The 24,707-nt window shown below is 34.9% G+C and carries 27 protein-coding genes; 11 read left to right on the top strand and 16 right to left on the bottom strand.

Annotation, left to right across the window (positions count from 1 at the left end; all coding sequences use genetic code 11):
• Window positions 1-262: 262 nt before the first annotated feature.
• Entirely contained in the window at window positions 263-3,013 is a 2,751-nt protein-coding gene (locus ATE84_RS13880) for a S8 family serine peptidase (RefSeq protein WP_101448524.1), read from the top strand.
• A gap of 381 nt (window positions 3,014-3,394) precedes the next feature.
• The gene (locus ATE84_RS13885; protein ID WP_101448525.1) at window positions 3,395-4,135 is read left to right on the top strand and encodes a hypothetical protein; all 741 of its coding nucleotides are present in this window, start codon (window positions 3,395-3,397) and stop codon (window positions 4,133-4,135) included.
• Window positions 4,136-4,177: 42 nt separating this feature from the next.
• Here ATE84_RS13885 and ATE84_RS26210 read toward each other — a convergent pair whose 3' ends face one another.
• From ATE84_RS26210 to ATE84_RS13905, 5 genes are all read right to left on the bottom strand, one after another.
• Window positions 4,178-4,336: a hypothetical protein gene (locus tag ATE84_RS26210; RefSeq protein WP_158237258.1), complete on the bottom strand. Its 159-nt coding sequence runs from the start codon at window positions 4,334-4,336 to the stop codon at window positions 4,178-4,180.
• 11 nt (window positions 4,337-4,347) lie between these two features.
• Window positions 4,348-4,854, bottom strand: coding sequence for a hypothetical protein (locus tag ATE84_RS13890; protein WP_101448526.1), 507 nt, complete (start codon window positions 4,852-4,854; stop codon window positions 4,348-4,350).
• A 94-nt stretch (window positions 4,855-4,948) separates the two neighbouring features.
• A complete protein-coding gene (locus ATE84_RS13895; RefSeq protein ID WP_101448527.1) occupies window positions 4,949-6,070 on the bottom strand; it encodes a hypothetical protein in 1,122 nt (373 codons plus the stop codon).
• Between the two features lie 140 nt (window positions 6,071-6,210).
• Window positions 6,211-6,765, bottom strand: coding sequence for a hypothetical protein (locus ATE84_RS13900; RefSeq protein ID WP_101448528.1), 555 nt, complete (start codon window positions 6,763-6,765; stop codon window positions 6,211-6,213).
• Between the two features lie 1,013 nt (window positions 6,766-7,778).
• Window positions 7,779-8,108, bottom strand: a complete 330-nt coding sequence (locus tag ATE84_RS13905) for a hypothetical protein (protein WP_101448529.1) — start codon at window positions 8,106-8,108, stop codon at window positions 7,779-7,781.
• Between the two features lie 513 nt (window positions 8,109-8,621).
• Between ATE84_RS13905 and ATE84_RS13910 the strand changes: the two genes are divergently transcribed.
• Complete coding sequence (locus tag ATE84_RS13910; RefSeq protein WP_101448530.1) at window positions 8,622-9,995, top strand: DUF4230 domain-containing protein; 1,374 nt, start codon at window positions 8,622-8,624, stop codon at window positions 9,993-9,995.
• Here ATE84_RS13910 and ATE84_RS13915 read toward each other — a convergent pair.
• Window positions 9,978-10,223, bottom strand: coding sequence for a hypothetical protein (locus tag ATE84_RS13915; RefSeq protein WP_101448531.1), 246 nt, complete (start codon window positions 10,221-10,223; stop codon window positions 9,978-9,980). The two genes, ATE84_RS13910 and ATE84_RS13915, sit on opposite strands and share 18 nt — an antisense overlap.
• Before the next feature lie 485 nt (window positions 10,224-10,708).
• Between ATE84_RS13915 and ATE84_RS13920 the strand changes: the two genes are divergently transcribed.
• Complete coding sequence (locus ATE84_RS13920) at window positions 10,709-11,920, top strand: site-specific integrase (RefSeq protein ID WP_101448532.1); 1,212 nt, start codon at window positions 10,709-10,711, stop codon at window positions 11,918-11,920.
• A 90-nt stretch (window positions 11,921-12,010) separates the two neighbouring features.
• Here ATE84_RS13920 and ATE84_RS13925 read toward each other — a convergent pair whose 3' ends face one another.
• Window positions 12,011-12,361 (bottom strand): hypothetical protein, encoded by a 351-nt coding sequence (locus tag ATE84_RS13925; protein ID WP_101448533.1) that lies wholly within the window; start codon window positions 12,359-12,361, stop codon window positions 12,011-12,013.
• Between the two features lie 66 nt (window positions 12,362-12,427).
• The gene (locus ATE84_RS13930; protein ID WP_143273629.1) at window positions 12,428-14,383 is read right to left on the bottom strand and encodes a hypothetical protein; all 1,956 of its coding nucleotides are present in this window, start codon (window positions 14,381-14,383) and stop codon (window positions 12,428-12,430) included.
• 330 nt (window positions 14,384-14,713) lie between these two features.
• Here ATE84_RS13930 and ATE84_RS13935 point away from each other — a divergent pair, with 330 nt between their 5' ends.
• Window positions 14,714-15,049, top strand: coding sequence for a hypothetical protein (locus ATE84_RS13935; protein ID WP_101448535.1), 336 nt, complete (start codon window positions 14,714-14,716; stop codon window positions 15,047-15,049).
• Between the two features lie 142 nt (window positions 15,050-15,191).
• Here the strand turns inward: ATE84_RS13935 and ATE84_RS13940 are convergent, their stop codons facing one another.
• Window positions 15,192-15,554 (bottom strand): helix-turn-helix domain-containing protein, encoded by a 363-nt coding sequence (locus ATE84_RS13940; protein WP_101448536.1) that lies wholly within the window; start codon window positions 15,552-15,554, stop codon window positions 15,192-15,194.
• Window positions 15,555-16,957: 1,403 nt separating this feature from the next.
• Here ATE84_RS13940 and ATE84_RS13950 point away from each other — a divergent pair.
• Window positions 16,958-17,899 (top strand): replication initiation protein, encoded by a 942-nt coding sequence (locus ATE84_RS13950; RefSeq protein ID WP_233194586.1) that lies wholly within the window; start codon window positions 16,958-16,960, stop codon window positions 17,897-17,899.
• A 96-nt stretch (window positions 17,900-17,995) separates the two neighbouring features.
• Here ATE84_RS13950 and ATE84_RS13955 read toward each other — a convergent pair whose 3' ends face one another.
• The 7 genes from ATE84_RS13955 to ATE84_RS13985 all read right to left on the bottom strand — a co-directional run bounded on the left by ATE84_RS13955 (window position 17,996) and on the right by ATE84_RS13985 (window position 22,133).
• Complete coding sequence (locus tag ATE84_RS13955) at window positions 17,996-18,259, bottom strand: hypothetical protein (RefSeq protein WP_101448539.1); 264 nt, start codon at window positions 18,257-18,259, stop codon at window positions 17,996-17,998.
• A 1-nt stretch (window position 18,260) separates the two neighbouring features.
• On the bottom strand, window positions 18,261-18,902 hold the full coding sequence (locus tag ATE84_RS13960) for a ParA family protein (RefSeq protein WP_101448540.1): 642 nt from the start codon (window positions 18,900-18,902) through the stop codon (window positions 18,261-18,263).
• A gap of 313 nt (window positions 18,903-19,215) precedes the next feature.
• On the bottom strand, window positions 19,216-20,148 hold the full coding sequence (locus ATE84_RS13965) for a hypothetical protein (RefSeq protein ID WP_101448541.1): 933 nt from the start codon (window positions 20,146-20,148) through the stop codon (window positions 19,216-19,218).
• 55 nt (window positions 20,149-20,203) lie between these two features.
• Window positions 20,204-20,668, bottom strand: a complete 465-nt coding sequence (locus ATE84_RS13970; RefSeq protein WP_101448542.1) for a JAB domain-containing protein — start codon at window positions 20,666-20,668, stop codon at window positions 20,204-20,206.
• Between the two features lie 182 nt (window positions 20,669-20,850).
• Window positions 20,851-21,093 (bottom strand): hypothetical protein, encoded by a 243-nt coding sequence (locus tag ATE84_RS13975; RefSeq protein WP_101448543.1) that lies wholly within the window; start codon window positions 21,091-21,093, stop codon window positions 20,851-20,853.
• Window positions 21,094-21,188: 95 nt separating this feature from the next.
• The gene (locus ATE84_RS13980; protein ID WP_101448544.1) at window positions 21,189-21,590 is read right to left on the bottom strand and encodes a hypothetical protein; all 402 of its coding nucleotides are present in this window, start codon (window positions 21,588-21,590) and stop codon (window positions 21,189-21,191) included.
• A 246-nt stretch (window positions 21,591-21,836) separates the two neighbouring features.
• A complete protein-coding gene (locus ATE84_RS13985) occupies window positions 21,837-22,133 on the bottom strand; it encodes a helix-turn-helix domain-containing protein (RefSeq protein ID WP_101448545.1) in 297 nt (98 codons plus the stop codon).
• A gap of 124 nt (window positions 22,134-22,257) precedes the next feature.
• Between ATE84_RS13985 and ATE84_RS13990 the strand changes: the two genes are divergently transcribed.
• The 5 genes from ATE84_RS13990 to ATE84_RS14010 all read left to right on the top strand — a co-directional run bounded on the left by ATE84_RS13990 (window position 22,258) and on the right by ATE84_RS14010 (window position 24,706).
• Window positions 22,258-22,749, top strand: a complete 492-nt coding sequence (locus ATE84_RS13990; protein ID WP_143273630.1) for a hypothetical protein — start codon at window positions 22,258-22,260, stop codon at window positions 22,747-22,749.
• 26 nt (window positions 22,750-22,775) lie between these two features.
• Window positions 22,776-23,741 (top strand): hypothetical protein, encoded by a 966-nt coding sequence (locus tag ATE84_RS13995; RefSeq protein ID WP_101448547.1) that lies wholly within the window; start codon window positions 22,776-22,778, stop codon window positions 23,739-23,741.
• Between the two features lie 104 nt (window positions 23,742-23,845).
• Window positions 23,846-24,097: an addiction module protein gene (locus ATE84_RS14000; protein WP_101448548.1), complete on the top strand. Its 252-nt coding sequence runs from the start codon at window positions 23,846-23,848 to the stop codon at window positions 24,095-24,097.
• Entirely contained in the window at window positions 24,097-24,390 is a 294-nt protein-coding gene (locus ATE84_RS14005; protein ID WP_101448549.1) for a type II toxin-antitoxin system RelE/ParE family toxin, read from the top strand. The genes ATE84_RS14000 and ATE84_RS14005 overlap by 1 nt, the downstream gene beginning before the upstream one ends.
• 58 nt (window positions 24,391-24,448) lie before the next feature.
• The gene (locus ATE84_RS14010) at window positions 24,449-24,706 is read left to right on the top strand and encodes a hypothetical protein (RefSeq protein WP_143273631.1); all 258 of its coding nucleotides are present in this window, start codon (window positions 24,449-24,451) and stop codon (window positions 24,704-24,706) included.
• Window position 24,707: the final 1 nt, after the last annotated feature.

Raw genomic sequence — 24,707 nt, forward strand, 5'->3', positions numbered from 1 at the left:
TGAGTACATAGGAAAGTACTATGACTTTTAAATCTAAAAATTCAATTAGTTTTAGCATTAAAACTTTCCTCAATGTAATACATAAACGATGAAGTCAAAGTAATTGTTTAATTGGACTCTATTACATTTTAACAAAGGGGGTGATTGAACCCAATTTGAAAGGGGGATTTCACTTAGTATATTGATTGTCAATTGTTTAAATTAGATACTGAAAACAACCACTTAATTATCGGAACATTTTTAAACTCTAAATTTTAAACAAATGGAAAAGTATTTTTACCGTCGAGGGAAAAAAATCCCTATCACAGAACTTGATAACTTATTCGCTATTCAGATTGAAGAAGGTTTATCAAAAGATATATCAGTTGAACTACCTAGTAATTTATTTTCTTTATCATCTTCTCGAATGAAAGATGATATTAGAGAAATTTCTGAAGATGAATTTAATGCTTTTAACGCAGCTGGATGGAGTTTTGTTCAAACTACTCAAGAAGATTCTACTAGAGCAGGAATTGCTTCTAAACCACAAATTAATTCTTATCAAAAAGTTGAGAGAGTATATCAGCAAGAAGATAACCATTTGTTGGTTAGTAGTAGAAATTTGATTGTACAATTAAAGTCTGAACTTTCAACCAAAAAAATCCAAAGAGAATTAGGCAAACGTAATATTGAAATTGTTCGAAAATTGGAATTTGCTCCAAACCAATACCAGGTTGAGGTAACACCGGATGCCGATCCAATAACAATTGCAAATGAACTTCAGGAAAGTGGATTAGCTGTAGCTGCTGAGCCAGAGTTTTATGAATACCTTGGGCAGCGCTTAAGACCAAGAGACCCTATTTATAATCAACAATGGCATTTGAATAACACTGGAGGAAGTGGTGGAGTCGCTGGAGCTGACATTAGTGCGGAAGAAGCTTGGGATTTTACTTTAGGTAGCGGAATCCGTATTGCTGTTATTGATAATGGATTTGATGTAACTCATAGAGATTTGGCTCCTGCAATCGTAAATCAGTCTGGTTTTTTTGATAATCGGAGCGTTTTTCGTCAAACGTTGAGAAATTTTCCCGATAGTGATCACGGTACATTCTGTGCAGGCATGGCAGGTGCTAGGCACAATAATCGTAGGGATGGATGCGGATCTGCTCCACAATGCGAATTAATGTTGTTAGCATCTCTAGGTGATCAGGTAGGAACTCAGGCTACACTAGCTAGAGCCATTGCTTATGCGGCAGACCCTAGAATGGAAATAAATACGGAAGATGTTAGTACAGCAGCAGATGTTATTGTTTCAAGTCTAGGTCCTAATGGAGCCAATTGGTCTTTAACAACTGTACTGGATAATGCTATCATATTTGCCAATCAAAGAGGGCGGCGCGGTTTGGGAACTCCAATTTTTTGGGCTAGCAGTAATGGAAGAAATGTTGATATAGCCAGTGATGAGGTAGTATCTCATCCAAATGTAATTGCAGTAGGTCGTTCTAGACGAAATGATAGAGAAGATAATTCTGCGAGGGGAGAAGAACTTGATTTTTTAGCTCCAGGAGTAAGTGTGATTAGTACTGCCTCTGGTGGTGGAATTCGCACCGCAACTGGTACAAGCTATGCGGCTCCTCTTGCCGCTGGCGTTGGTGCATTAGTATTGAGTATTAATTCCAAACTTACAGCATTAGAAGTGCGTCAAATTATGCGAGGAACTTGTGATAAAGTAGGTGGAGTTACTTATAATGGAGCTGGTCACAATAATGATTATGGTTATGGTCGAGTAAATGCCTTTTCTGCTGTGATTCGTGCTTTGCAAACTATAAATACAGATGGTCTTTTAGATAGTGATACTGATGGAGATAATCGAGCTGAAATACCGGTGGTTAGTCCTTGGGGGATTGGAATTCTGGATTATCGATCGAATTTATTGACCTCACAGGCTATGGCTCGTAATGGTAGTCGTTTTAATGGTTGGTTGCTCAATACCCGAGATAACGAATTTCCTGCCATTGGAGATTTCGATGGTGATGGTAGAGCTGAATTCTTGATAACTAGCCCTTGGGGTATAGGAGTATTGGAACGTAATCGAACTATCTTCAGAGGTGTTATGTTAGCATCTAACGGAACACGCTTTGGCGGTTGGCTATTAAACACTAGGGACAATGTATTTGGACCTGTAGGAGATTTCGATGGTGATGGGAGGCATGAAATTTTAATACGTAGTCCTTGGGGAATTGGTTTGCTTGAATTGACAAATTCAACAACTTCTCCAACCTTTAGACCAATTATGATGAAACCTAATGGCACTCGTTTTGGTGGCTGGCTTCTTAACACAGCAGACAACGTATTTGGTCCAATAGGTGATTTTGATGGGGACGGTCGTGACGAAATATTGATCACTAGTCCCTGGGGAATAGGAATCCTTAAGCTTAATGGAGATACATTGGATACTGTAATGTTAGCACCCAATGGTACACGCTTTGGTGGTTGGCTACTCGATACATCTAGAAATTGGTTTGGACCTGTTGGAGATTTTGATGGAGATGGTAGGGATGAGGTTGTTATTAGTAGCCCTTGGGGACTTGGCATTCTAAAGCTATCAGGAAATAATTTAGTTACATTAATGCTTTCTCGAAACAATACTCGTTTCGGAGAATGGAGGTTAAACAGTTTTAATAATCGAGTTTGGGGTGCAGCAGATTTTGATGGAGATGGTAGAGATGAAATTTTAATAACCAGTCCTTGGGGGATAGGAGTTTTAAAGTGGGATGGAAGTAGACTTACGAGCACTATGTTGGCACCAAATGGCACTCGTTTTGGTGGATGGTTATTGAATACTGCTGATAATCAATTTAAAGTCAGGCATAATATAACAGGAAGAAGAAGAGGAGAGGTTTTAGTGGAAAGTCCTTGGGGTATTGGGCTTATGAGATTGCAAGGTAACACCTTTCAAGTTCCATTTATGCGACCTAATGGCACACGACTTGGCGGTTGGTTATTAAATACTAGGGATAATCAATTTCAATAAATATTGAGCAGAAGGTGGTAGTTATAAATCTTAAATTACCACCTATAACACTTCAGTTTATATTAACTTGAAGTAGAATTCCTTTTTCGTAATTTACAACTACATAATGTAGATTAAGGAAAGTATAGAGTCTTGATTTATAATTAGTTGTAAGAAAAACCTTGTTGAATTAACAAAGGAAAACCCCTTGTGGTAATTTGTAAAAATCTTAATTGTAATGTGTTACAAATTAGATTCCTGATTAAAAGTCATGGATTACCCCTTTTATCCATTAACTACTGATACTGACTTAGAAATATATTTTTGGAACCTATGTCAACCTTTTGTGTTAACGAGACATTAATAGTCATGAAACTCTAACAAGTAAAAAACCTAAAAATAATGAAAAATATTAAAGTGCAGATTACCCTATTTCTACTTTTTTTAACAAGCTGTAACAGTACCAAATTACTTGATACTAATTTTGGTCGGAATAGTTTTTTTGATTTCCCTGATTTGAATCTTCCTGGAGACCCCGTTGGGGACAGAATATCTTGGAATGGTCTAATTCATGAACCTCGCTTATTAGGTCACCTATCAGAACACCAAGGACAGCTTATTTTATTGCAAACCCAATCTGATAGAAATCGTCTTGGATTTGTGCCAGTTAGCACAATATTTAACGAAGGATTCTATGAATATACTTGGAGAGGGAAAAGAAATACAGAAGATTACTCAACAAGACCCCTAATTATACAAATTAAAACTGGAGAGGTTTATGATGATGGTAAAGCCTTGATTACGATGAATATAGGGCCGGATACTGACGATTCTGAACACGATAGGGTCCGCTTGACTGTTCCTGTCGACGGTGGTGGTTTTGATTCTTTTGAAATAGGACATATTAGGCCTGATGCCATGATGACTTTCGCGATTGTCATTGATATTATAAATAAGAAATACTGGATAAGCTTTCAAGGTAATACTCATAATGGTTTTCACTCACTGCCTGAGAGTATTACTTTTTCCAGCGCACCCTCACTTTGGTATCATTTAGGTAGCGGGGCGACAGGTATGGTTTTCTTGGATGATATATCAATTTTTCACTTAGTAAAAAGAGAAGAAGACGGATCTAGGGAATAGGCAGGCCTATAATTACATAATGTTACTTATGGAAATAATAAATCAGTTGTTTCCTTTATCCTTTTTAGAGTTAGTTTTTTTCTTTGGAGGTGGATCTGGAGTATGTTCGAAATCTGGAACTTTACTTTCGGCTTTACTTATATTTAACGAAATATCCTCCTTAGTATTGGTTTTCTTTATATTGACTTTCTTATCTGACATTTTACTATAGTTTAAGAATTAATATCTATTTCTATATTGTAGTTGTTTTTTAAAAATACTTTCATTCTGTTATTTGCCTTATCTACAATTTCTGTTTTCACATTAAAAATTGTGTCATCATTGAAATTAAATGTTTCAGCAATTTGTTTCTTCATTTCAAAATAATCCTCGGCAGCCTCATCTTCACCGATTTTACCGTTTTGAAGCTTATACCAAAGTTGTTCAACTTCTATGTTAAGGTTTTCTATTCTAAAGCGCTTAGCGCTAAGTTCTTTTACATATTTAAAATAGGGAAAAAAAGGCTTAATTACAGTTAAAACTTGGGAGATTACAATAATACCTGCCCATATCATAGGATATTTCTGCCATACTGCCCAAGCTCCTATACTACCTGATGAAGTTATTGCCAAAAAAATGTTAACATTTCGATCCCATTTTTGAAATTTTTCAACAACAAGCTCAAGGCAATATCCTTTAAATTTTAAATCATTAAGTGTTGCCCATATTTGTTCTCTCATTTAAAAAGTATTAAAGTTAATGTTTGTTAAAAAGGAATTTAACCTTGACAAGAATGAAGAGCTACAATTCATTAATAGTCATTACTAATAAATTCTATAGTGAAACTTTAAATAGATCTTTTGATTGTATGTTTTTATTGTAAGCATCAAACAAAATTTTTCCACTTTTGTATGCCTCTGAATTTTCATCTATACCTTGTAATCTTTTCTTGAGATTTTCAGCTTTTGTTAGATAGCTATAATCATTATATAACTCTAAAGCATCTTGAATGACTTCTATTGTTTGTCCTTGGGAATCTTCAACTCCATAAAATTGTTCAAGTATAGCGGCAGAGGCAATAGTAGATGTAAAACTTTTTAATTCTGGTCTATCTTTCCCATCTATACTAATTAGCAAGTATGGTGCGTCCCCTGAGTAAGGCTGATTGTTTGATTTATTTACTAAACGAACTTCGGAATTATCTCCTCCTAGATTGACTATTTCCGGAGAGTAGCCTTTAAATTCATCTATGTATCTTTGATCCGTTATAGCTATATGTCTAGCTTTTGTGATTATTTGCCCAGGTGAGTCGAGTCTGATGTCAAAATCACCTCTAAAAAATGGTTTCGATTCAAAAATAGCTTTACCTAATTTTCCAACCATATTACTTACGATACCCCCTGCTAACAAAATGGTTGAAGCTGGTGCAAATATTGGAATACTTCCAACATTAGTCAAAAAACTTCCAATTTTCTTAAAAGTGTCCTCATTGAAGGTGTCAGCTACCAATTGAAATGAACACAAGATTGTGCTCATGTCTAGTGCAGGGGTATAATATACTATAGGTGATCCTTCATTGAAGGCATTAGGTTCATAATGAGTATTATCCTCAATTTTTCTAACAATTTGATTTATAGCTTTAGGAGCTGCACTATGGGTTGCAATGGATTTTACACCGGTGGTTAATAAAAGATCCTTTTTACCTAGAAATTTTTTTGGAGCTTTTCCTGTATAATATGTTAGAATTTCAACACTTAAAGGTTTACCCACTCCTATTGGTGTAAATTCTCCAATATCAAACTCCTCAGCCTTTATTTGACCATTTTCAAAATCTAGGTTAAAAGAATTACCTGATTCAACCGCTCGATCTAATTTTTCTAATTCACCAGAATAGAGTTTTTCTTTTGCCTCTTCTTCAGAAATAGGTGTTCCACCTACATAATACAATAATGCCATAGTGTTTTTTTAATAAAATTTGACAATAAAAAAACCGCTTCCAAACCTTGTGTTTGAAAACGGGGTAATTATATTTTGAACGATATGTGGGTTACGTTAAGAGTCTTAAATATATGTAAAAAATATTGATTAACAATGGTTTAGCTATGGAAATACCCTTTAATGGGTAGTTTTTTAATGCAATCCCTAATCTCAGAATATTTGTTAATGAACTCCTTATTAAAGAACATAGTGGCAAACTTCTCGAAGTTTTCAATGCTTTCATTTCTGAGATCGAATAGTTCATTATTTTTTAAAAGGAATTTATCTGTTTTATTAAAATCAATGCTTCTTCTTTCGCGAAGCTCTGAGAAAGGTAAACAATTAATGCTTGTAGGTGAAACCAAGAAAATTAGACATTCAGGAAAGCTCTCATCATAGTGCTTAAACTTAGATTTACCTATGCTGAATTTTCCATTAGTTCTATATTTTACCTCTGCATAATGCATCTCATTATTGCAGGGATTGAGCAATACTAGATCTGGAGACTTTCGAAGAGAATTAGAAGCTTCATCCTTATTGTCACGTATTTTTTTGTAGAAGCCAGGGTAAAGGTTTTCTAAACCAAATTTAGTTACTTCGTAGCCTTCAACGGCAAAGAGTTCTTGAACTAAACTTTCGGCAATTCTGCCTTTAGTTTTTTCAATAGAAAACATGTATTCATCTGGAGTAATATCAGGCCGATCTTTTCCCGTTGTTATTTAAGCAGTTGCTACTTCGTTAACTTGATTAGGTTCCATTATTAAGTTGGTTATTGTATGAATCTTAAAGTTAATACTTTTTTGGGAAAATCTCAGTTACCTAAATACTGATTAAGATCTACTCTTAAATGAAATACCTTCTCATCTTGCCACTGAAAACAGTTTGATCCAGAATATCCTCAACACAATCAAATTTTTATTTAATTTTATTGACGAAAATTTCACGTCCATTGAACCTCGTTCATCACTTAATTACAACTTTTTTCTGTGGTAATTTACGCCATTATTTCAATTGCTTAATGATATGATTTGATACTGATTTTCAAAATTTTACCTCATTTCACCTGTACAACTGGAACGCGATAATGCTTTAAATACCCCTCAAGCAACGCTTAGGGGAGATGTCTAATCCATCGTAGATTCCCTTTTAGCGGTGCAACCGCTTTTGGACAGGCAGGGGTAATATGCTACGAATCACACCGAGTAAAAACGCGGGGGCGGCAATTAAGTATTTCAGGGAAAGTATGACCAAAGGGATCATTTCTTCGGAGATAATCCCGCTGGTGTTTGGGGTGGAAAGCTGCTGAGATGATAGGATTATCAGGAGAAGTGATCTTCGATCAATCCAAATCTCTAGCCTATAAGAAGAACTCTGTAACTGGCGATAAACTCAACCCTCGCTTTTAAGAAAATCGTCCTGTTGCTTATGAAATTACTTTCAATGCCACGAAATTATTTTCTGTAACAAGGCAATTAAGTACCAATCCCACTGTTAAACGGGATTTTATCGAGATATGAAATAATGCCAAAGATTTAGTGATTGATATAAAATATAAGAATAAGACGATTCAGGAAGAGATTGAGGAAATTCGTCAGCAAGCCTACGGCGAACACCTTAAATAACAATAAGCGGTGAAGAAGAATACTCATTCACCGCTTATTTCGTTAATACAACCAGTTATTTTAGATTATGGAGTAGCTTCTCCTTCACCCACTGGCTCTTTACCAGTGCTTAGAGAACCCCATTTGAGAGTAGTATGAAACTTCACATATACAGGATCTTCATTTCTCAGTGTATCAAGAAGCGATAGCATTTCCGCTTCATGGAAATAAATGTTGAGTATTTTATTGGCGTGTTGTACATTATGTGGAAGCACTTGCCCGTCCTTAATGATCCCAAAATACCCTAAGTATTTGTTACTTTCATCATATAGATATATAAAACCTATTTGGTTTCCCCCTGAATAATTACTAATAATTAGATTGCTGTAATCTTTAATTTTGTGTGAAACTACCATTTTTATTTGTTTTAAGAGTTTATTTTAATTCCAAAGATAAGCTACGTAATATGATAAATACAGGGTTAAGTAACTGATTATTAAAGGGTTTTTTTGCTTTTTTGGAGGGGTGTATATACCCCCTAAATACATCTTATGAAACGTTCCGTTTCATACTATACCACAAGAGATCGTCACCCGAATGGGACGAAACGCATCTATGATGTGATTCACTTGCTTGACAATCGGCAAGATGGAGTAAGCAACCTGCTGCGTCTGTGTTGAGGTAAGAGAGTCAAAACATTTGCCCTCTCACCTTAAATTATTTAATCAGTTTCAAAAGACAGCCGCTTTGTGACATTCATTTTAGTTGCATTAGTAGAGATGTTTTTTTTAAATAAATAATTGATAATCAGTTGTTTGTTTTGATAAAAAGGTGTAATTTTATATAACACGTAACAAACACCACCCCCATATTCAAATTCGTCATTTGAGTATGGGTTTTTTTGTTTATTAATACAAATTATAGAGATTATGGGGCATCTAAAATTTGAGAAAACATATTTCTTTATTGGGATTTTTGCAATGTTCGTACTTATCATTGCAATTTTCGCATTAATTGTGGAAAAAGTATCTTCAAATTCATTTGAAACTGGGTATCAGAGTGGAAATAATGACGGTTTTTTAAAAGGGAATAGTAGTGGATTTAACCGTGGAGAGATGTATGGGGACAGTCTTGGTTTTCACAGGGGAGATAGTATAGGGTTTGCCAGAGGATTTGATTCTAAGCATGCTGATATACTGAAAATTGAAGAAGTATTCAAAAAACTGAAATACGAGTTTAAGCCTAAAATATACTATGCACGTATTATTGATAATGTGGCTTCTGTGGGTTCATCTGATTCAGATGGAAATTATCAGGAATTTTCTACAGTAATGAACTCAATCAATACCGAACTCCTCACATTCCTGTCTGATAATTTCGAATTGGAGAAGAAAGACAGGAATCATATTTTAGCCATGTATAGAAAAGAAAGCCATAAGATGAACCGTAGCGCATATAGGCGCTTAGCCTATCTTAATAAACAGACGCATCTGGAAAAAGAAAAAACTATTTTTTCTAAAAGAAACATCCAAGGGCTTAACAATTTTGATTCGGTTCTAGGGAATCAAATATGTGATGTGGTCAGTATTTTTATGAAAGGAAATATAGTCGATCAATATTCGAATTTCTTTTTAAAAGCAGGAGCTAAGGAAATTTGCCCATATGTTGCATCATATGCTATTAGACCCTATCTGGTTAAATTAAAGAAAGAAGGTATAATAAAAGATTATGAGCGGTCAGAAATCAAAATCAAACAACAGGTAAATAATCAAATTGCTGAATTTGCCACAGCGGAAGTAACAACTTCAGCAGAAGAAAGATTTAGTTATGTGCGGGATATGTGGTTAGGTACATCTCGTGCAACAGTGCAAACTGATTCAAGAGCAACAACAAAGGTTGGTTTTGACTTACTGAAGCGGTTTGAATTGAAGATTGACCATTTAAGTCAGGAAATTATTGTTCAATTCCCAACTCCACATATTACCTCTCATGAAGTCAATACACAGTTTAGAGATATTGATGATGGTTGGTTCGTTAAAGTAGGGCCAGACCGTTTAAATGCGATAAATTATAGTTTGAGAAAGCAATTATTAAATGAAGCCTGGGATAATACAAACGTATATTATGATGCAATTGCAAATGCCGAAGAATTGTTAAAAGTGATCTTTGGTCCAATATCTTCTTCTATGCCTTATCCGTATTCCGTTAAAGTGAAGTTTGGTAACGGAAGAGAACGAATATTAATTGATCATTCAAACCTTTCTATGCAAAAAGTTTTAAACGCATCAACGTTCAAAGGATGATGGATTTCTTAATTGCAGAGGAGGTTTATGGCTATCCTCTTCAGTTTTAGCTCCTATCTCAATTGATTTAATTAAATCAGAAGTAGCATCTAAAAGGTCAGATTTTATTGTTGGATTTTCTTGTATCAATTCTTCAATGACTTCCGGAATATATGCATTAGGGTTATGTTGTACTATTGCATCATGATCTTTTGAAATAAATTTTTTCTGACTCCGAAAGAGGTTCATCAATAACAATGTCAATTGAACGTGCCTGATCAATTGTAGATGAAAAATGAAGTAGAGAAGTAGTTTTGAAAAATAAAAGATGCAAGTACTATAGAAAACCTTTCATTCTTCCGATGAAAAATGCGCGAAAAGGAAGATGAATTACTGAAATTTATGTGATTTACTATGAAGCATTCTATGAATATTAATCAGAAAAGAGGAAAGAAATGGTATTTGTTTTAGGGTAAATAAAAAAGCCGACTCGTTAAAGTCAGCTTTCCTTTGTTATTCTTGTAGCGAGAGGGGGGCACGATCCCCGACCTCCGGGTTATGAATTCAGAGGCATTTGAATTGATTTGTAGTTAAGTAGTTGATAGGTAGGTGTTTTTAGTTTTATTGTTGATTTTAAAGTACATTTTAAACCATAAAAAACCACAAAATGTTTTAGGTATGTTTTAGGTAAAAAACTAATTAAATCGTATCTTTAATATCTAAACAAATTGTCGATGGCATCAATAAAGATACTACTTTGGAAGCATGATAAAAAAAAGGATGGAACCTATGCTATAGCTATAAGGATTACGCAAAATAGAAAAACAAGATATATTTTCACAGGACAGTATCTTTTGGAAAAAGATTGGGATGCTGTCAAAAGTCAGGTGAAAAAATCTCATCCTAATTCTAAAAGACTGAATAACCTCCTCTTAAAAAAACTCAGCGAAGCACATAGTGTTGCTTTGGAAATAGAGGCAAATAACAAACAAACGACTGTAAAAAAGATTAAAAAGAAAATCGTTAATAATAAAGACTCGGATTTCTTTTCTGCGGCTAAAATTTATCTAGCGAATCTTGAAAAGCGAAAGAAATTCAATCAGAAAAAAAGTGATGAAGGACGTTTGAAGATTTTTAAGGCGTTTTTAAAAAGAGAAGAGCTAGCTTTCGGAGATTTAAGCGTTACTTTATTGAATAAGTTTCAAGGTCATTTGTTACACAAAAAGAACCGTTCAGAAAGAACCGTTGTTAATTACATGATACTGATAAGAACAATTTATAACCTTGCGATTTCGGAAGAAATAATTGGTAGAGAGTTGTATCCTTTTGGTAAAGACAAAATCTCAATTAAGATACCTGAAAGTGAAAAAATCGGCTTAAATGCGAAAGAAATTCAGCTTCTGGAGAATGCAGAAGATATTACAGATGTACAGCAACAAGCTGTCAATATATGGCTTTTTAGTTTTTATTTTGCAGGTGTAAGAGTGGGGGATGTGCTAAAGCTTAAATGGTCTGATTTTAAGGATGGCCGTTTATACTATCGAATGGGTAAAAACAAAAAGCTTGTTTCTCTCAAAGTACCGGAGAAGGCCCAAGCGATTCTAGAAAAGTATCGCAAGGAGAAAACCAATAGAAAGGATTTAGTATTTCCTAATCTAAAAGGAACAGATCTCAAAGATGAAAAGCGTGTTGCAACGCGTGTTAAAACGATTACACGTAACCTCAATCGCCGTCTTGAAATTGTAGCAGAAACATTAAAGATTGATAAAAAGTTATCTATGCATATTGCACGTCATAGTTTTGGTAACATATCAGGTGATAAGATACCCATACAAATGCTACAAAAACTTTATCGTCATTCTTCGATTACCACAACTGTTAATTATCAGGCAAACTTTATGCATAAAGAAACGGATGAAGCTTTAGACAAGGTGATAAACTTCTAAGAAAGAATTCATGATATTTTGATGAATACCCTTTTATAGTATCTATTCATCATTAAGCTTTTGTCTTAATAATGGGTCAAATTTAAGAGATTAACGCTCTCTTCCTTGTTTTATCTGATTATTCCAGCCTTCCAGCTTCTCACCTCTTGACTTCGCATTTTTTAATGCTGTGGCAACTTCTTCAAAAATATTGTATGCATCTTCCCAAGTTGATTTATCAGTAAATTTGTCTTTAAATGATTCTAATTGTGTTTTGGTTGCTCCGCTATCAATAAGAAAATCATTCTTGATTGCTAGTTCTATCATTTCTAAAGGTGTTGGTTCTGATTCTCCAAAATTTTCATTTTCGGGGTCATAAAAATCATCACTTTCATATGTGTCCATCATGCTTGCAGAGAATTCGTAATGTACTCTTCGGGTGTCCACCATTGATTTTTCCATAACTATAAATAGGAGATGATAGCAAAAGTGTATCTTTTGTCAATATTTAATATGAAAATAAAGATGCTAGGAGAAATACTTTTTGAGGCTTTTAAAGCTCTTAAACCTGTATTTAAACTTGTCTAAAAGAATTTGCATTATTTTAGAGTCTTTAAGAAATTTTGTAGTATTAGAAACTACTATGTCTTCGAAATAACGCTTGTCTAACATCAGGAATGCGTGATGATATATCTTAGGATCTAGCTCATATGAATTAAGTCCAACTCCTGAAAATATATGAAATGTTTTCTTTCCTTTTATGGGCTTGTCGAACATCATATTGGTTATTTTGTGTTCAGTATGACTTTCTAAATGTGCAGTTAAGTGTCCCAGGTACTCTTCTATATAGCCTTCATAAGTAACTTTCTTATTTACCGTCAATATCATATTGGCAAGTGAATCAATGGTACAATGTAATGCTAATATGTAGTGTTGTTCCTTAAATGAGACACCAATAAACAGATAATAGTTTCCTTCGTAGTGACTGGCCTCTTTTAATCGTTTGTGGTGATATAGATAATTATCTGTATCCGGATAAGACAATGTAGCTAATTCTCTTCGGGAGAGATATATTTTATCTATATTATTAATATCTAGCATTGCAAAATCTTTAAAGGTTAAGTACCCATTGTATAAACTGCTAAAATTATCTGTTGTTAATATTGTTTTACTTAAGTAATAGAATATTTCTCGTACTGCTATATTTTCAGATTCATTCACCTTGTTCTCAGGGTAAATTGTTGAACTGATACTTAATATTTTATTTTTTCCATGGTCGTCTATGATTGCAACGACATTTTTGTGCTTAGTTGGGTCTATAGCACTCGTCATTTTAATATGTAAATGACTGGATTGAAAAAGAACTTCTCCTTTGTAATGACTAGTGTCTTCACAGTTTATTCTGTATCTATTGACTGTTAGCTTGTCTTTATCATTATCGAAAATAAATTGCCAATGAAATACTCGAATATGGTCAGGCTCATGATCAATACGAGAAAAGGAGTACCAATCATAATCTTTGTTAATGGGGTATTTGAATAACTTTTTTAGCAAGCCATACCCTTTTCTACCTTTTCTGATGCGATGATGATCGTTTCTATGCTTCAAATTACCTAACGCAGATTTATCAAATAGCCTTATGTGTTCTGCCTTATGTCTACTTAAATAATAAACGATCTTTTTTTCAATGGGAGTTATATAATCTCTTGTTTTAATGTAATCACAAGGTTTTGATAGGAATTCTACTTTACTTTTATTATTCCTTTTTCGGAATACCATATGCGCTAGGGTAGTTGAGATAAATCCTGTAGAGATCGCCCCTGCGTTTAAAACAATATCTTCCTCATCTTTTTCGAGTTTTAGTTCGTCAAGACTATTTAGTTCAATGATACACTGAATAAACATATCATTATTATTAAGTTTTAAGAGTAACTTTTCTTTAAGAAAATAACCGATCCCTTTTGTCTCAATAGATCGGTTATTGTAACTGAGATTGAAGTGTACGAAAAAATCATTTTCATTATCCCTTGGTGCATCAAGCCATAAATGATTTATTTTAACACCAGTTTTATCTTTATAATAAACTTCCCATCCACCCAATAGTAATTGAACTAAGTCTATTCTTTTTTTTTCGTTTTCCTTCAAATTATGTCCCGTATCAGGATCAATTTCATAGATATGTTTGTATGCCCATAAAGGCGGATATCCTAGAAAAGCAGCCATTACCATATTGGGACTAAAGGTTCTATCTATTTCATCGGAATTATAATCTTCATTGAAGTATTTATTAAATATGTCGTAGCTTAAATAATGCTCAGGATGATCCTCATTTTTGTTGTTATTTACTTTTATGACCTCTTTGTATTGAGGGTATAGTTCAATGGTTTCATTAATCCAACAAACAAAATATTCACGTTGTATCTCTGCAGAATAAGTAATATTTCCGACTTCCCCTTGGGCTATTCTTAAGAGGTGTTGATGCATAAATGGGGGGATTTTTTTCTTTCCTTTTGGTTCAAACATTATGAATCTCTAATGGTTTTAAGGTGATACTTTGCTTCAAGGGGATAAAAAATAAATCAAAAAAGGGGTAAAAAAAATCAGAACAAAGAAAATATGGATTTGGAGCGGGGAATTTCCTGAGTAAGAACCACACTTATCTTTTGTTAAACCTCAAATTTACTGTAACTCAGAGAGTTTAACAAAGTTTTAGTCGAATAATTTAGATAGGTTTTATTATAAATCGCTGAAATACAGTATCTAATGTAATATTGTAAAGCGCGCACATTTTGTTTAATTCTAAAATCATTAAAAATGAAGAAAGCTGAAATAATAGAGAGTGTGATACATATATTAACACTGATAATAGTTGTGATCTATTTTAGTCACAAAAGAAGTCAGGACAATGATTTCGAAAATTTAAAAAAAATCAAAACCCAAAAAGTATTAAATATAAAAGACAGTTTAAATGAGGGCGTGATAATTTATTGCCCTTCCGATGGACAAGTTTCAAAAGGCTTTGGCAGTATAATTATTTTTTTTCAAGATAATTGTGCTTGGATGTTGGCACTATTGACTATCATAAATATGATATGCAAATTTTTATCAAAGGTTTTTAAGAAAAAGAGGGATCGAGCTGGGTTTTATTAGAACCTGCTAGGTTCGAGCCCTAGTAGGCCAACGGAAAAAGCCCTGAGTATATAAGTACTCAGGGCTTTCGTTTTTTATTGGTACAACAGTGGTACAACATTAGTCAGTTTTTCTTGTGGTCTATATCACAATCAATATAAGGTTATTTTTGCGACGAAAGATTTTTGATAAATTTTCCTATAGCATTTTGGTTTTCCACGGACAACTGACAAAAATCGTCTTTGATTTTATGATATTCCTTTTCATTAATTGCTGCTTTGGATGGACGTAATACAACTGAATCGTCTTCATAGTGTTCAAAAAAGTAATTAGCATCACAATCAAGCAGCTTGGCAAATTGATATAACCTGCTGGAAGAAATTCTATTCCTGCCTTTTTCATATTTCTGAATCTGCTGAAAAGTAACCCCTACACTTTTAGCTAATTCTTCCTGAGATATTTTACATTGATTTCGTTTTTTTCTGAGTTGTTGACCGACATATAGATCGACTGGATGCTCTGGCATATAGATGTTCCTCTTCGTTTTTATAAAGGGGAGACACATCCATAAAATGCCGGATGTCGCCAGAACCTACCACTCACGTTGCAGGTGCAGTGCTTTTAGCTTTCGCTTGGACATAACACCACCATCCGGCTACTTGAAACCGGAATTTTGTGTATAGGGTATCCATTGCGTGCTATCAAGAGCCGCGTGAGTGTACAAAAAGGACTGGCGATCCCCACAACCTACTATATGCAAGCTGCGCTGGTACTATTGAACAAAACGGACTGCAACTCAAGCGAAATTTGTCATTTTTATGCGTGATGAATCGATTTTTGGCGGCGAGTTTCCAAAAGCTGCAAGGAATTTGGGTCATTTTATGAATGCACTTCCCTCACCTAGCACTGAGGATTATAAATACGGTCTTGGTTCCCTACTCACATTCGTAAAAAGTATCTTAGCAAAAAAGTCGTTTTTAGCCTCATACAGCGATGAAAACAATTTAGCTATGATGTTCCTGTCAATATCCTATTACCTCGCTCAGTGATAAGATTTGATGTCTCTGGCGACACTCTGAGTCCCACTCACACTCCGCTCTAATTTTTGCCAAGCCCTTGAGATGTTTCCACAGATTCGATACTGGTTATTGATATTGGATATTACCATAAATTCCAGTTATATGTTACTTATGAGCGCATAGCGAATGCATTATGGTATTGCGTAGCAATGGGAGAGTGAAGCGAGGGTCGGAGTTACGTGTGCGAAGTCACACTAGTTAATATCTTATGGCGGTAGCCATTCATTTACAGACTAAAGGTTGTCTAGGATTAGAACTATCACTTTGGGTGATGTAGATTCAGAGATTTATGGGAGGTCTAGATTCTTACTTATCCACAGGAACATTCTTGTTCTTTATTCTAAAGTTTGTTCTTGTTCTTGTTCGGAAAGAAAATAACATGTAATATCAATAGGATATTTGGTTATAAACTAGTTCTCGTCACGTTGAGGCTAGTTCTTGTCACATTACAGCTAGTTCTTGTCACAGTTAAAACCAGTTCCTGTCACAGTTAAACTAGTTTTTGTCACAACTAATTTTCACATTATTCACAGATACAGAATTTAAAAACTAGTTCTTGTCACGCGCACAACGTACTTTTCTTACATTATAATATTCTCTTTAAAAACAGTGGCTTATATGATGCTAGTTAACTAAAAACTATTGTTAAAAACTAGTTCTTGTCACAAGACCAAAAACAGTAACTATTATTAATAAATTTCTGAGCTTTATTATATGCTTTTACAGAATCTTAAAACTAGTTTTTGTCACAATCTATAAAAAGACTTGCTAGTTGATAAAACAATGTGCTAGTTTTTAACCTATGGGAAATGATATTCGCACTATCGAAGTAAAGCCAAGTAAGGACACCATGATTAAAGCTGGTGAACTAGTTGATGTAGTAGAAGTGACTCCCCTCACCCTAACTGACCGGAAAATTTATAATCTATTAATAGACAATGCGGATAAAGATATAGCAAAACCTGTGGAGCATTCAATCGATAAAGAAAAACTACAACTATCTAGGCGCGGCAATGAGCGAATAGATGATACAATTGAGCGTCTTATGGGAGGAATAGCAAAAATTAAAACAATTCGTAATGGTGAGTCAGCAACTCTACGTGTTCAACTACTCGGAAGAAACATTGAGCATACCCGTAAAGATGGCAAATTTTATTATACTTTCGATCCTATATTACGGGAAGTATTCTCTGATAGCACTGTATTTGCTCGCTTGAAAACAGATGTAATGCTTTCATTCAATGGAAAATATGCACTGGCATTATATGAGATGACTGCAAAGCGTATTAACATGCGAAAAACAGAAGAAATTTTTTCTATTACAGAGTTTAGAAATCTTCTTAATGTTCCAAAAGGCAAGCTTAAAACTTGGAATAATTTTAAAAGCTTTGCTATCGACCCTGCTGTAGCAGAAGTAAACCAACTAGCAACTGATTTTAGGGTAGAAATTAACGGAATCAAACAAGGCCGTAGCTTTGTCGAAATAGAAATGAAATGGTGGAGAACTGCACCTGATGGAGAGGAATCTGCAATTAATGAACTTACATATTCTAAGACAGGACGTAAGGCAAGGCGCGAAGGAACAACTGAAGAAATAATACTCCCCTCTACTGAACTAAAACATTTACTTACTGATCAAGCACAAGAAAATGCACGCAAAATTCTAATGAAAGGCCATAACCGTATGGGCTTACAAAATGCTATTCAGCAATGGGAAGAAGCATTTAGTAACAAAGAAAGACCTGATAATCCAAATGGAGCTTTTATAGCCTTTTGCAAGAAAATAGCATAACATCAAATAACATATAGCTTTTGTTAATAAACATTATATCATCTATTTGATACTCAAAATAGCCAACAGTGGAATATGTAAGGATAGGAATCAGACTTATTCAGGAACTTTTACCCCATATTTAACAAATAAAAGTGCTAAAGCCTCCTCGGTTAAGTCTGGTACGTTTTTCCCAGATTTTCCCTTCTCATTAAGGGCTAATTTTTCCAACTCTCTTTGATAGTCGGGTCTAAAACGAATTGTTTTTGGTGATCTTATAGGTTTAGATTTCTTAGCACTTTCATTAGCGCCCTTCCCTTTGGATGGAAGTATCTTTTTGTTTTTATTTTTGAAACTTGATACGTCATTCTTGGATGGCATACTACACCTCATCTATATATTGATAAATTTCATCGAATTGAGCCTTTACATCTCGATAGTGATAGTTGAGCAAAGGATCACTTGCACATAACTGGGCTATTGATTTTTCTTTTTCAAAAATAGCTTCAAAGGCATTTGATAATTTTAACGGCTTCATTGGAAGTTTGATATTTGATTCCTTTAAGGCTTTCTTAATATTTTGGAAATCATTGCTTTTATCCCATTCCTTCCTTCCAAAATGCTCTTTCCTGCCTTTTGCTAGCTTTGTGGCTACCACTAAGCACTGTCCGGTAAAGTCTTCAAGATCATATATTTCGTCTATAGTTCCTATCCCACTAGCCAGTGATTTCACATTATTTTCAATAGGGATAATAACCAAATCAGATTGACATATTGCCGAAGTAATGCTGTGCGATTCTTTAGATATTGCCCCAGCTAAATCAAACACAACATCAATATCATCAGGAAATAATGGAAATGATTCAGTAAGATCGAGTGCAATTAGTCTTTCATCTGGAATAAAACTGTCATAAACATGAAAAGCTTCATTTGTTCCAATTGCATATTCATGGTCTAAGGCAATATTAGTTGCAATAGGTGTTTTGCCAACTCCTCCCTTACCTTGGTATACCGTAATTTTCATAGTAATAATTCTCCTATAGCTATAAGTAAAACAATATAACTGTATAACAATATCTCAACATTACGTTATCTCACAATATTGATAAGTCGTTATTTAGATATGTCTATATGTTATTTATAACACATATTAACCTTTTGCTATATCGATATATGCATATAACGTTATATCGACTTTCCGCTATTATTACATATTGTACTGTATATATTACAATATACCGACATATCGTTATTACAATATATAGGTATATCAATAGTATTGTATATTGACTTAACCAGATCATTATATCTCGGAATATTGATATATTGGTATGTTGTTATATCGACTTAAAGGAATCCTTCACCAACCAATCATTCAGATCATCATAATTCGCATAGAGTAGATGCTTATGATGCACATAAGAGGTGAGGGGGGTGAATAGCTTTCTGGCGTCCTCCGCCTTTGTATCAAGCCAAGTAATGATGGTTTGGTAGTCATTCGCTTCGATAAACTCAATCGCTCTAGGAACAAACGACAATGAGTTTAGCACCAATACGTCATTGGGTAATGCATCTTTGTATTTACCGATAACTATAGCAGACATAAAATCAAAGAAACCCTCGAAGATTTCAATAGTGGTGTGATTTTGCCCTTTGAAGGTGGTGAAGTATTTTGGTGAGCAAGAAAGCTTATTATATTTATTACGTAGCTCGAAACCGACTTTGTCATTCTGGAAGCCAAGGGTAAAATATATCTTATCATTACTGTTCACGGAATAATTCACTTCAGATACGATGGCTCGTGTTTGGGCTGAGTTCTTTTCGCCAAGTGATATCAATTCCATTGTTGCGACACGTTTGGGAATCTTGCGTGATGACAGATAGTTAATCAGGGCAGGGTGCTGTAATGGTTTGATGGATTCAATGGTAATACCTGATTCTACATCCTTGCTATATACTTCATGTGTTACATTAACATTCGTATTGAGTGTAGCATATGGACGTAGAAATGCCATTACTGCGCCAAAGGATTCATCATTAATGTACTCTTTCACAAAGCTGAAAATATTGCCGCCTTTACCAAGTCCAAAGTCATACCAGACATAGCCACCACTTTTGAGTTCCACTTTAAAGCTTGGGTTATCATCCCCAACTCGCAAAGGGGATTTATACCAGAGTTTATGAGCTGAACCTTTGCCCTGTAGAGGTTGATGCCCCAATTGCTGGAGCAAATGAGGCAATGATATTTTTTTAGCATCTTCGTAATCCATAGTTCTCCTGCTTTATTCATTAAACACAATCTTTATTCCAAAGAGGTGAGGGGGCTTATAATTCTCCTTCATCAGCAATGGATCGATAGCCTTCTCTGGAAATGATTAAATGATCTAGTATGGTTATACCAAGAATCTCACCAGCATGCTTCATGCGTTCTGTAAGTTTCTTATCTGCATTACTAGGCGTTAATGAACCACTAGGATGATTGTGGCATAATATAATACCAGAAGCTAAACACTTAATGGCACCACAAAATACTTTCGCGGGATCTGCCAATGCATATGAGATTCCTCCTGTCGAAATAGTCACAATAGCAAGTACCTGATTCGTTCTGTTGAGATACATGGCTTTAAATGTTTCAAAGGCATCAATCGTATCATAATCCCAAGATTCCTTAAATAATAGTGCTGCATCTTTTGACCATTTTATCTTAATGCGATCACAGGCTTTCACTTTATTAGCATAGATGATTTTTGCTTCAGATACTTTGCTCAGAAGGGTGTTTGTTGTCTTCATTTTAGTATGTTTTAGGTTAGACATTATATGCCTCCTAAAAAGGACCTGTCTTGGTTTGCAGCTCCCAGAGATATTTCAATGTATAAAGCTGCTCTCCAAGCCATATCCTATCTTTGCAACCAATGTCTGACCTAAGTAAAAAAGGGAATCTCAATGAAGTGATTCCCTATAAGATAGATATGCTAATGTGTTTTTACATAGGTATCTACTTTGATAAAATGTGTACTGCCACTTTCAACGGAATTTTTCCGTTTGGTGATATGTAGATTAGTCCGCATTTTTCCATTGAATTTGTACTGACAATCCTCCGGTAAATTTTGGAGTATTTCAATCAGCTCTTTAATATCAATACTCCAGACCAATGTACGGTCGAATCTCCAATGTGGTTTTGCATTCCCTAGATAAATATCTTCTCCTTGTGCCATTTTAAAAAGTGTTAATGGTTAAAAAATATGATGTAAAAAAGGGAATCTCAATAAATTGATTGTGATTCCCTATAGTTAAAAAGTACGATGACGTATTAAGCTTTAGTAGCTTGTTTTTTAGACCCCCGTTTTCCTGTCTTACCTGTGGTAGACTTTTCTTCAGTTTTTGTCTTCTCAGTCGTATCTTTAGCCTCATTGTCATTAGCTGCTTTTGAGCTATCATTAGCAACTTTCCGCTTTTTTGAATCTGGTACGAAATCATCAACAGCTACAAAGTGCGATCTCCCGTAATTATCAGGGTTCTTGCGCTCTATTACTTTGATATTGATGAAGCTCGATCCTTCATATTCGTATATTAGATTTTTCACTTCTTCTGATTCCAGAAGCTCTTTCAAATCTTCTACACAAATAGATCCTTTCAAAATTGAGAAACCGAATCTTTCTTCGTTCGCAGGTTTCAAATTAGCGATGTACAAATTGGTTTTAGCATTTGCCATGTTTGATAGTTTTAAATATTAAACAATATGTAAAATGTAAGACTTGCCACGCATCAATAGATGTGTGCTATCGTCTATTCAGAAGTGCTAAAAAGCATCTTTAAAACAGGTTAGTTTAGTTATGGAGTAATGCCTAGCATTACTATAGCATTCAAATTATGAATTGAAGCAAGTTTACGCGGCGCAATCTATCGGGGAATAAAGTGGAGTTCAATAAGTTTTTTTGGCTAATTGATAAGTGATTGTTTATTCGTTATTTTCGGCATCTGAGTTCAGAAACTCAACTGCTTTTTCCAGAATTTTGGAAGGATGGATTTCAATACCCTTTGCAATCTTGAGTAAATTGTAAATACCTGGGGCCACTTTGCCTGTATCGTAACGCTGAAAAACCACAGGATCAATATTTCCTTTTTTACACACTTTTCCTTGGGATAGTTTTTTGTTATTTCTCAATAAGCGTATTGCTTGCCCCATTGCTTTAGCAATGCATTCTTTTTCCTTCTTTTGTTCTTCTATCTCCTTATTGTAGTGTTCTGTACTCATAACCCTCAAATGTAATGACAATGGATTTTAATTTTAACAACTTTTAAATTAATAACTAATAAGTAGGTAACTAAAAAGTTAGTATATTTGAGTAATCAATAATCACCCTTTAAATAATGTACTTATGAGGACAATCAGTCAGAACATCGTATTATTTTATTGCTTTACCATGATATTACTTGCTTCTTGTAGGAAGGATAGCCATGAAAACAAAGACATAGAGATTGATTCATTAGAGTCTTTAAAGGCTGCTTTTGATCATGGAATGATCACCCACGTCGATTTTAAAACCATCAAACAGGACAATATCCTGAATGATAAAATTACAGCAGTGGAACTCATATATGATGAGGTCGGGCAATTTCCCTATCTGAAATTGTTATCTGTATCAGAAAAAGGGAAACCGCATTCCGCAAGTCTTACCCTCGATCACTCGGTGAAAGGTTCTATCGCGGAAGATATGGTGTTTGCTCCGTGGGTGGAAACACATACCTATCTCAATGGTAAGAAGATCATCACATTTACTCCGTACACAGTCATCTTTGAATCGGGTATCACCAGTTCAGGGCTAAATATTATGTCGGACACACTTCAGATAGATTTTCGTAAAAAATAATTTTCCCAAGCCCTAAACCTTACAATATGCATATATTCTCAATCCGAAAAACGACTTTCACGGTTTTTAGCACCATCCTTTTGATTCTATACAGCTTTACACCAACCTTATCTGCACAGGAAGAAATCACTCAAGTTCAATTCCAAAAACTATTTAAGGCCGAAGCAAACAAAACCAAGATAATCCATATCAATGGAGGTTGGTGCATTCCTTGTTTTGTTATGCTGCCTTATGTAGATTACCTGAATAAACACAAAACTGAGAATATCGAATTAACAGTAATTCTGACGACAAGAGCGAGATCAAAAAGAGATCCCAATAAGACGTTTATAGCGTGGTGCGCGAAGAGAAATATTACGCTCAATTTTTACACAGTATCTGGAAAAATGGGTGAAAACGGTTTGCCTGATACTATACCCATGACCTATTTCATGTTCAGTGACTCTAATTTACACAGGATAGTTGGATGGACGGATTACCATAAGGAGTTCCTGTTGAAATATGTAAAGAAAGATGCCACAAAAACGGTTGAGGAAGTAAAGCATTTGTATGGTGAGGATAAGCGATCCAAAAAATTACTTTTTGGTGGAAATACATATGATCTTAGCACCTCGAAGTTATGGAAGTTGGAAGGAAGTAATGGAGCTATCCGTACAGGCGTTTATGTGAATAAAGGTGAGCTGGTTAATATTACAGCAAGAGGTAAGATTCTATGTGGCAATACCTCAGAATATATAACACCAAAAGGAATTTCACCTGATGTTTTTAAGAAATATAATCATATCGAATCGGCGAATCATGGAACTCTAATAGCTGGAATATTGGATGAATCGAAGGAGTCGCTTCTACAAAAGGAGATTGTAGGTAAGAAAGCCACTTTTATTGCGCAGAAATCCGGTAAACTCTATCTGGCAGTAAATGACAAAGTTTACCAAGATAATGCTGGTTTCTTTGAGGGAACCATAAAACGATATGTACCAGCTAAGGAGTAGATATAAATAGTTCCTATCGATGCATTCATTACTGAATGCGTCCTTTAAGCCCTCTGTACCCCATGCAGGGGGCTTTGCTTTATTCCTTTACCGTGCTATAATGAATGAGCAACGAAGGAATCCTTATGGGACTAGAATATATCACAGATGAAAATGGTTTAACCAAGGAAGTGCGCATTCCTATTGAAGATTGGAATGCCCTGACTGAAAAATATCAGGGGATTGAAGAAGAAGTGTATGAGATTCCTGAGTGGCAAAAAGAAGAAGTACGAAAACGGCTCAAAAATATTGAAGAAGGTAAAGAACAATTACTGGATGGACCAACCGTGTTAGATGAGTTGGAAGCCAGATTCTAATGTATCAATTTACTATTTCCGAGGGAGCGAAAGCCCATATTGGGATAGCTCAGAGCTGGTATCACTCTATTGCCCCCAATTTATCCAAACGTTTTCTGATTCGTTTCCGTCAAACCATACAGCTATTAACAGAATATCCTGAAATAAAACCCGTTGCTTACGACAATGTGCATTGTGCCGGAGTGAATGATTTTCCTTATACTATCCATTACGTCATCGATAGAAAACAAAAACATATCAATGTAATCGGTGTTTTCCATACTGCTGCTCATCCTGATAACTGGAAACCCTAATCCGTCTTTCATCATTTCTGGCGTGAAGTTTGTGTGTATAGAATAAACACATAAATCATTGGTTATGAAAGACAAACAACAAGATCAGCAACAAAAAAAGAATATCACTCAAAGATTGGCAGAACGGGGAGCTAAGAACAAACAGGAACGTGTGGAACAAATCAAACGAGTAACAGAACGGTATAAGGAGCATATCAGCAGAGAAGCCCGTAATATGCGTCATAATATCTCAGAGAAAACACAAGATTTACTGCGTCAAAAACAAATGCAGGCACCAACTCCGGCACCTGCACAAGAAAAAGGCATGGAACGATAGA

It is taken from the genome of Aquimarina sp. MAR_2010_214, from assembly GCF_002846555.1.
Lineage (GTDB): Bacteria > Bacteroidota > Bacteroidia > Flavobacteriales > Flavobacteriaceae > Aquimarina.